6 protein-coding genes and 1 tRNA gene are annotated in these 8,030 nt (G+C 43.1%); all 7 read right to left on the bottom strand.

The annotated features are described in order from the left end of the window. Nucleotides 1–134: 134 nt before the first annotated feature. Nucleotides 135–222: transfer RNA gene (locus B5F29_RS10985), tRNA-Ser, on the bottom strand. A gap of 85 nt (nucleotides 223–307) precedes the next feature. Further along, entirely contained in the window at nucleotides 308–1,027 is a 720-nt protein-coding gene (locus B5F29_RS10980) for a lysophospholipid acyltransferase family protein (protein WP_087154672.1), read from the bottom strand. Nucleotides 1,028–1,039: 12 nt separating this feature from the next. Further along, the gene (locus B5F29_RS10975; RefSeq protein ID WP_087154671.1) at nucleotides 1,040–1,591 is read right to left on the bottom strand and encodes a Fe-S-containing hydro-lyase; all 552 of its coding nucleotides are present in this window, start codon (nucleotides 1,589–1,591) and stop codon (nucleotides 1,040–1,042) included. 13 nt (nucleotides 1,592–1,604) lie between these two features. Continuing rightward, the gene (locus B5F29_RS10970; protein WP_087154670.1) at nucleotides 1,605–2,447 is read right to left on the bottom strand and encodes a fumarate hydratase; all 843 of its coding nucleotides are present in this window, start codon (nucleotides 2,445–2,447) and stop codon (nucleotides 1,605–1,607) included. A gap of 54 nt (nucleotides 2,448–2,501) precedes the next feature. Next, nucleotides 2,502–4,988, bottom strand: a complete 2,487-nt coding sequence (gyrA, locus tag B5F29_RS10965) for a DNA gyrase subunit A (protein WP_087154669.1) — start codon at nucleotides 4,986–4,988, stop codon at nucleotides 2,502–2,504. Between the two features lie 21 nt (nucleotides 4,989–5,009). Then, nucleotides 5,010–6,926, bottom strand: a complete 1,917-nt coding sequence (gene gyrB, locus B5F29_RS10960) for a DNA topoisomerase (ATP-hydrolyzing) subunit B (protein WP_087154668.1) — start codon at nucleotides 6,924–6,926, stop codon at nucleotides 5,010–5,012. Next, on the bottom strand, nucleotides 6,923–8,026 hold the full coding sequence (gene recF / locus B5F29_RS10955; protein ID WP_087154667.1) for a DNA replication/repair protein RecF: 1,104 nt from the start codon (nucleotides 8,024–8,026) through the stop codon (nucleotides 6,923–6,925). The genes gyrB and recF overlap by 4 nt, the downstream gene beginning before the upstream one ends. Nucleotides 8,027–8,030 lie beyond the last annotated feature (4 nt).

The raw sequence follows: 8,030 nt of genomic DNA, 5'->3' as shown, positions 1-8,030 counted from the left end.
GCACTGTTCAATTATCAAGGTTCATTTCGTTGCCGCCAGTTCTCAGCGACAGCTTGTATATAATACCAAATCCTTCAAGCTTTGTCAACAACTTTTTTAACTTTTTTTCAAGCTGTTTTTCAGCGAAAAGGAAACGGAGAAAGAGGGATTTGAACCCTCGCGCCGGTTGCCCGACCTACACCCTTAGCAGGGGCGCCTCTTCAGCCTCTTGAGTATTTCTCCTAAAGCCAAATTTCACAAAAATTTAATGAAATTCTTACGTCCTTTCGTGACGCATTGTTTATTATACAAAATAGATATATAAATGTCAATTATTTTTTTCAAATTTTTCGATTGTTTTTCTTATTCGCTCTGATACGACTTCAGCAATTTCCGTAGTCTTCATCATCTTGTATTCATCATAATATAAAGGCTCAAGATAATGTACCTGTACAGTTACCGGTTTAACAGAATCCGTATCAAATGCTTTATAAGAATCAATAATAGCCACAGGTACAATCGGGCATCCTGCTTTTACCGCGCTCTTAAAAGAACCTCCTTTAAACTCGCCAATCTTATTTCCCTTTCTGGATCTGGTTCCTTCCGCGAAAATCAGATAATTATGTCCGTCTTTTACATCTTTCGTTACATTCTGTATTACTTTCATAGACTGACGCACATCCTCTCTGTCAATCGCGTAAGCCCCCATGACACGGAACACATGCTTCAGGAAAAACATGTTAATCAGTTCTTTTTTTACGACAACGGAAAAGAACCGGGGAGAACAGTCTATCATGGCAAGTACATCATACATTCCCTGATGATTGGGAAAATACATAAAGCTGCCTTCTTTCGGAACATTTTCCATACCGCAGGCATCAATCGTTACATTACCGCCTTTATTGGCGTTTCGAACAATTTTTCTAAGAAGCGCGAATTTTTTTTCATCAGGAAGATCCTGACTGTGTTTTCCATAATACCAGAGCTGCCAGTACCAATAAGGCGCAAATAAAAGATTTCGAAGTACCATTAAAATAATTCTTTTCATTCTTTTTTCCTCTTATAGTTCAGCATATTCAGACACTGCAGTTTCATAAAGATCATTCCCATGGCTGTCCATCACCACAATAACAGGAAAATCTTTGATTTTCAACCGGCGGACCGCTTCTGTGCCAAGATCTTCATATGCAACTATTTCCGATTCTATAATACATTTTGAAAGAAGCGCTCCGGCTCCTCCTACCGCCGCAAAGTAAACGGCCCCGTTCCGGATCATGGCGTCTTTTACTTCTTTTGTTCTTTTTCCTTTTCCGATCATTCCTTTCAGCCCCAGATCCAAAAGTTCCGGCGTATACCGGTCCATCCTGCTGGCCGTGGTAGGTCCTGCAGAACCGATCGGTCTTCCCTCTCTGGCAGGCGACGGCCCCATATAATATATCACATTATTTTTCCATTCTACCGGAAGTCTTTTTCCCTGATCCAACGCTTCTTTCATTCTTTTATGAGCGGCATCTCTGGCAGAATATACGGTTCCGGACAGATAAACATAATCTCCTGCCTTCAAAAGTCTGGCATCTTCCTCGCAAAGCGGCACCTGAATATGACGTTCCATGACTCCCCTCCTTTTAAATGACACGAACTGCATGTCGGTTTACATGACAACAGATATTGACAGCTACCGGAAGTCCGGCAATATGTGTGGCGTAAGTATTGATATTGACAGCAAGTGCCGTTGTACTTCCTCCAAGACCTCCCGGTCCTATTCCCAGTTTATTGATTTTTTCCAGCATCTCCCGCTCCAGATCCGCCACATAAGGGATGGAAGACCTCTCTCCCGCATTTCTGGTTAATGCCTTTTTTGCCAGAAGAGCACACTTTTCAAAAGTTCCCCCAATACCGACTCCTACTACCATAGGAGGACACGCATTGGGACCTGCGTCTTTTACGGCAGTAAGAATCGCCTGACGAACTCCGTCAATACCATCTGCCGGTTTCAGCATAAATATCCGGCTCATATTTTCACTTCCAAATCCTTTTGGAGCTACTGTAATTTTTACCTGATCTCCCGGCACAATCTCATAATAGACAACCGCAGGCGTATTATCCTTTGTATTTTCACGAATAATCGGATCGCCTACTACAGATTTCCTCAGATAACCTTCTACATATCCACGGCGGACGCCTTCATTGACCGCGTTTTCCACATTTCCCCCAGTGAAATGCACATCCTGACCCACTTCCAGAAATACCACTGCCATACCTGTGTCCTGACAGATCGGAATGCGGTCTTCTTTCGCTATTTTCAGATTTTCCTGAAGCTGTTCCAGTATTTTCTTTCCAAGGGGTGATTTTTCAGATTCACAGGCAGACTGGAACACATCCAACATATCCGGGGAAAGTTCATGTACTGCTTCTATACACATATCCCGTATATTATCCGTTAATTTCTGTACTTCGATCTCTCTCATATGATTTCTCCCTGCCGCAGTCGAAGAGTCCGGCAAGCCGGACTCTTTTATATTTTATTTATCGTCTTCTGTTTCTTCTTCCTGTTCTTCCTGATCGTGCTCTCTGACTTTCGCGATATTAGCCACTTTCACTCCATCTTCCTGTTTTACATTCATCAGCTTCACTCCGGAAGTGATCCTGGAAAGAACAGATATATCATTGCAGCCGGTTCTTATAATGATTCCTTCATTGGTAATCATCATAATTTCATCATCTTCATCAACTGCCTTGGCTCCAATTACACATCCTGTCTTTTCCATGATCTTGTAGCATTTCAAGCCTTTGCCGTTGCGGTTCTGTACCCGGAAATCAGAGATCGCCGTCCGTTTGCCGTACCCATATTCAGATACAATCAACAGATATTCTCCCTGGGAGTCCAGCTGCATAGCTACTACCTCGTCCCCATCTTCCAGATCAATACCCATAACTCCTCTGGATATTCTTCCGGTAGTACGCACGTCGCTTTCATGGAAACGGATACTCATACCATCTTTGGTAACCAGAATCACATCTTTCTCTCCATCCGTCACCTTGACTTCGATCAGTTCATCTCCTTCTTTAAAGCTGATGGCTGCGAGGCCTGTCTTGCGGATATTGGCATAATCTGTGATCGGAGTCTTCTTCACCATTCCAAATCTGGTCGCCATAGTCAGATAATTGCCTTTTTCATATTCCTTGATTGGAATTACCGCCGTAATCTTTTCATCCGGCTGCAGCTGGAGCAGATTGATGATCGCCGTACCTCTCGCAGTCCGTCCCGCTTCCGGTATCTCATAAGCTTTCAGACGATACACTCTTCCAAAATTTGTGAAGAACATGATATAGTGATGGGTCGTAGTCATAAAGAGTTCTTCAATAAAGTCATCTTCCAGAGTCTGCATACCCTTGATGCCTTTTCCTCCCCTGTTCTGACTGCGGAAATTATCGATCGTCATTCTCTTGATATACCCCAGGTGAGTCATCGTTACGACTGCGTCTTCTACGGGAATCAGATCTTCCATACTGATATCAAATTCATCATAACCAATCGAAGTTCTTCTCTCATCTCCATATTTTTCAGAGATTACAAGAAGTTCATCCCGTATAACTCCCAACAATTTCTTTTCATCTGCCAGAATAGATTCCAGATACTGGATTCTTTCCATCAGTTCCGCATATTCTTTCTCAATCTTTTCGCGTTCCAGACCTGTCAGAGCACGCAGACGCATGTCCACGATAGCCTGAGCCTGTATATCATCCAGACCGAATTCTTCTATCAAAGAATTTTTTGCTATCTGAACCGTCTCTGAACCGCGGATAATCTGAATCACCCTGTCAATATGATCCAGTGCAATAAGAAGACCTTTTAAAATATGCGCTCTTTCTTTTGCTTTGTTGAGATCATATCTGGTACGCCGGGTAACCACATCTTCCTGATGTATCAGATAATACTTCAGCATATCCAGAAGATTAAGTATCCTCGGCTCATTATTTACAAGAGCCAGCATGATGACTCCAAATGTATCCTGCAGCTGTGTATGCTTGTAAAGCTGATTCAGGATCACCGTAGGACTGACGTCTTTACGCAGCTCAATGTTGATTCTCATACCTTCGCGGCTGGATTCATCTCCGATATAAGTAATTCCGTCTATCTTTTTTTCTTTTACCAGGTCCGCAATTTTTTCGATCAGACGCGCCTTATTGACCATATAAGGAAGTTCCGTCACAACAATCCGGTTCTTTCCATTGGCCATAGGTTCTATATTAGTAACCGCACGCACGCGGATCTTTCCTCTTCCCGTACGGTACGCTTCATTGATCCCCGCCGTACCAAGGATCTCCGCGCCGGTTGGAAAATCCGGACCCTTCACAATATCCAGAACTTCCTCAATAGAAGTATCTCTGTCCTCATCAATTCTGTTTTCAATGATCTTCACCACAGCCGCGATGACTTCCCGAAGATTATGAGGAGGAATATTGGTCGCCATACCCACAGCGATACCGGAAGTACCATTTACCAGAAGATTCGGAAATCTGGAAGGGAGCACAGAAGGCTCTTTCTCTGTCTCGTCAAAGTTAGGTACAAAATCCACGGTATCTTTGTTAATATCCGCGAGCATTTCCATGGATATTTTACTCAGGCGTGCTTCCGTATAACGCATAGCCGCCGCCCCATCTCCATCCACGGATCCAAAATTTCCGTGACCGTCTACCAGCGGATAACGGGTAGACCACTCCTGGGCCATATTTACCAGAGCGCCATAGATAGAACTGTCTCCATGAGGATGATATTTACCCATGGTATCACCTACGATACGCGCGCATTTACGATGCGGCTTATCGGGACCGTTATTCAGTTCAATCATGGAGTACAGCACCCTGCGCTGCACCGGCTTCAGACCGTCTCTTACATCCGGAAGAGCCCTGGCAGCGATTACGCTCATGGCGTAGTCGATATAGGAAGTCTCCATAGTCTCCTTCAAATCCACATCATGAATCTTGTCAAAAATATTGTCTTCCATTCTTTCATCCCCATCATCTGATTAAATATCCAGATTCTTTACATATTTCGCGTTTGCTTCGATAAATTCTCTTCTGGGCTCCACTTTATCTCCCATTAAAGTCGTGAATGTAAGATCGATCTCCGAAGATTCCTCTTCGTTCATCGTTACCTTCAGAAGAACTCTGCGCTCCGGATCCATCGTTGTTTCCCACAGCTGATCCGCATCCATTTCTCCAAGTCCTTTATAACGCTGAATCTTATTATTCTGATCCCTTCCGATCTCCGTCAGGATCTTGTTCAGTTCTATATCATCATAAGCATACCAGACCTTTTTATTTTTCTCGATTTTATACAAAGGAGGCTGCGCAAGATACACATATCCCTGTTTGATCAGTTCGGGCATAAATCTGTATAAAAAAGTCAGAAGCAGCGTACTGATATGAGCTCCGTCCACATCGGCATCTGTCATGATAATAATTTTATGATAACGAAGTTTGGTTATATCAAAATCCTCATGGATTCCTGTACCAAACGCGGTGATCATGGATCTGATTTCTTCATTGGAGTAGATACGATCCAGTCTTGCTTTTTCTACATTCAGAATTTTTCCGCGCAGAGGAAGGATTGCCTGGGTATTCCTGTTTCTTGCAGTCTTCGCGGAACCTCCTGCAGAATCGCCCTCTACAAGATAAATCTCACACTTGGCCGGATCTTTGTCCGAACAGTCTGCCAGTTTTCCGGGCAAAGCAAGACCATCCAGAGCAGATTTTCTTCTGGTAAGATCTCTTGCTTTTCTGGCTGCTTCTCTTGCTCTCTGAGCTAAAATCGATTTTTCCAGAATCAGTTTTGCTACCTGAGGATTCTGTTCCAGGTAAATAGTCAGTTTTTCACTGACGATTCCATCTACCGCTCCTCTTGCTTCAGAATTTCCCAGTTTTTGCTTTGTCTGACCTTCAAACTGAGGCTCTTCCAGTTTGATGCTTATGATAGCGGTCAGTCCTTCCCTGATATCTTCACCGGTCAGATTGACATCACTGTCTTTTAAAAGTTTATTTTTTCTGGCATAATCATTGAAAGTTTTGGTAATCGCATTTTTAAAACCTGCCAGATGGGTGCCGCCCTCCGGCGTGTTGATATTATTTACAAAGCTGTAGCAGTTTTCCGAATAAGAATCATTATGCTGAAAAGCGACCTCTACATATACATGATCCTTAAAGCCTTCGCAATATATAATATCGTCATAGATAGGGGTCGTACTTTTATTCAGATACTGCACAAATTCTTTGATGCCGCCCTCATAGTGATAAGTTTTCTGGCGAAGAGGATCTTCTCTCTCATCAGTCAGAGTAATCCGCAGACCCTTAGTCAGAAAAGCCATCTCTCTTAAACGGGTCTGAAGCGTCCGAAAATCAAAAACTGTTTCCTCAAAAATATCTTTATCCGGCATAAAAGTTACCATAGTACCTGTACGATTAGGCTGACAGGTGCCGATAACTTCCAGAGGATAACATACTTTCCCTCTTTCATAGCGCTGGCGATATAACTTGCCCTCACTGCAGATCGTCACTTCCAGCCATTCCGACAGGGCATTGACCACAGAAGCGCCTACCCCATGCAGGCCTCCCGACACTTTATATCCCCCGCCGCCAAATTTGCCGCCTGCATGCAAGATCGTAAATACAACTTCTACCGCAGGCTTTCCTGCTTTATGATTGATTCCGGTAGGAATTCCCCTTCCGTCATCTTCTACAGTCACAGAATTGTCCTGGTGAATCGTAACCTGGATGTGTTTGCAGAATCCGGCAAGCGCTTCATCGATGGAATTATCCACGATTTCATATACCAGGTGATGGAGTCCTCTTGAAGAAGTACTCCCGATATACATACCGGGTCTTTTTCTGACTGCTTCCAGTCCCTCCAAAATCTGAATCTGATCTGCTCCATATTCTACGCTCATTCATCTGCCTCCTGTCCATTTTCCACTGTTACCATGCCCCCGGATACTCTATAGATCCTGTCTACAGAAAACCGGTTATTTATAAATTCATCCAATCCCGTACAGGTGATCAGGGTCTGGATATTGTGAATATAGTTCAATAAATAGTTTTGACGGCTGCCATCCAGTTCAGACAACACATCATCCAAAAGAAGAACCGGAGTATCATGAATTCTCTTTTTGACCAGCTCTATCTCGGACAACTTCAAAGACAGCGCGGAAGTACGCTGCTGCCCCTGGGAACCATACTTACGAATATCAATTCCATTCACCAGAAATGATATATCATCCCGATGAGGACCGATACTTGTCGTTTTTAATTTCAGATCTCTTTCTCTTCCCCTGGCCAGTTCTTTTTCAAACTCCGCTTCGCTGACATTATATTCATACCCAAGAGCCATCTTTTCCCGGCCTCCGGATAATTTGTCGTGAATGCGAACCATCAATCCATCCAGCTCTTCTACAAAATGTTTCCGTATGCGAATGATCTGTCTGCCGTATTTTACCAGCTGAAGATCCAAAACATCCAAAACTCCCTTATCATCCGGACGATATGCCAGATCTTTCAGCAGGCGGTTTCTTTGAAGCAATATTTTGTTATAATTGGAAAGTTGATGAAGATAAACTCTATCCAGTTGACATAATTCCATATCTATAAATCTTCTTCTTTCAGAAGGTCCGTTTTTTATAATACCAAGATCTTCCGGCGAAAAGAAGACAAAATAGATGATGCCGAACAGTTCCCCGGCTTTTTTTATAGGAATCCCGTCTATGGCAATCCCCTTTGTTTTATTCTTTCGAAGATGTATATCAATCTTATGTATAATACCGTTCTTTTCAATCCTGGTACAGATATGAGCTTCTTCTTTGTCAAAAGAGATCATCTCTCTATCTTTGGCGCCTCTGTGGGATTTTGTCGTGCCGCTTACATAGGCCGCTTCCAGAATATTCGTTTTTCCCTGAGCATTATCGCCGTAAAAAATATTAGTATTTTCATCAAACTGCAGATTCAGGCTTTCATAATTGCGAAAATTCTGAAGGCTCATGGATTTTATGATCATAACC

This window comes from Lachnoclostridium sp. An196 (genome assembly GCF_002160135.1).
In the GTDB taxonomy this organism is placed as follows: domain Bacteria; phylum Bacillota; class Clostridia; order Lachnospirales; family Lachnospiraceae; genus Hominiventricola; species Hominiventricola avistercoris.
Note: the sequence above shows the minus strand (reverse complement) of the source record. Positions and strands in the feature narration are given on the sequence as shown.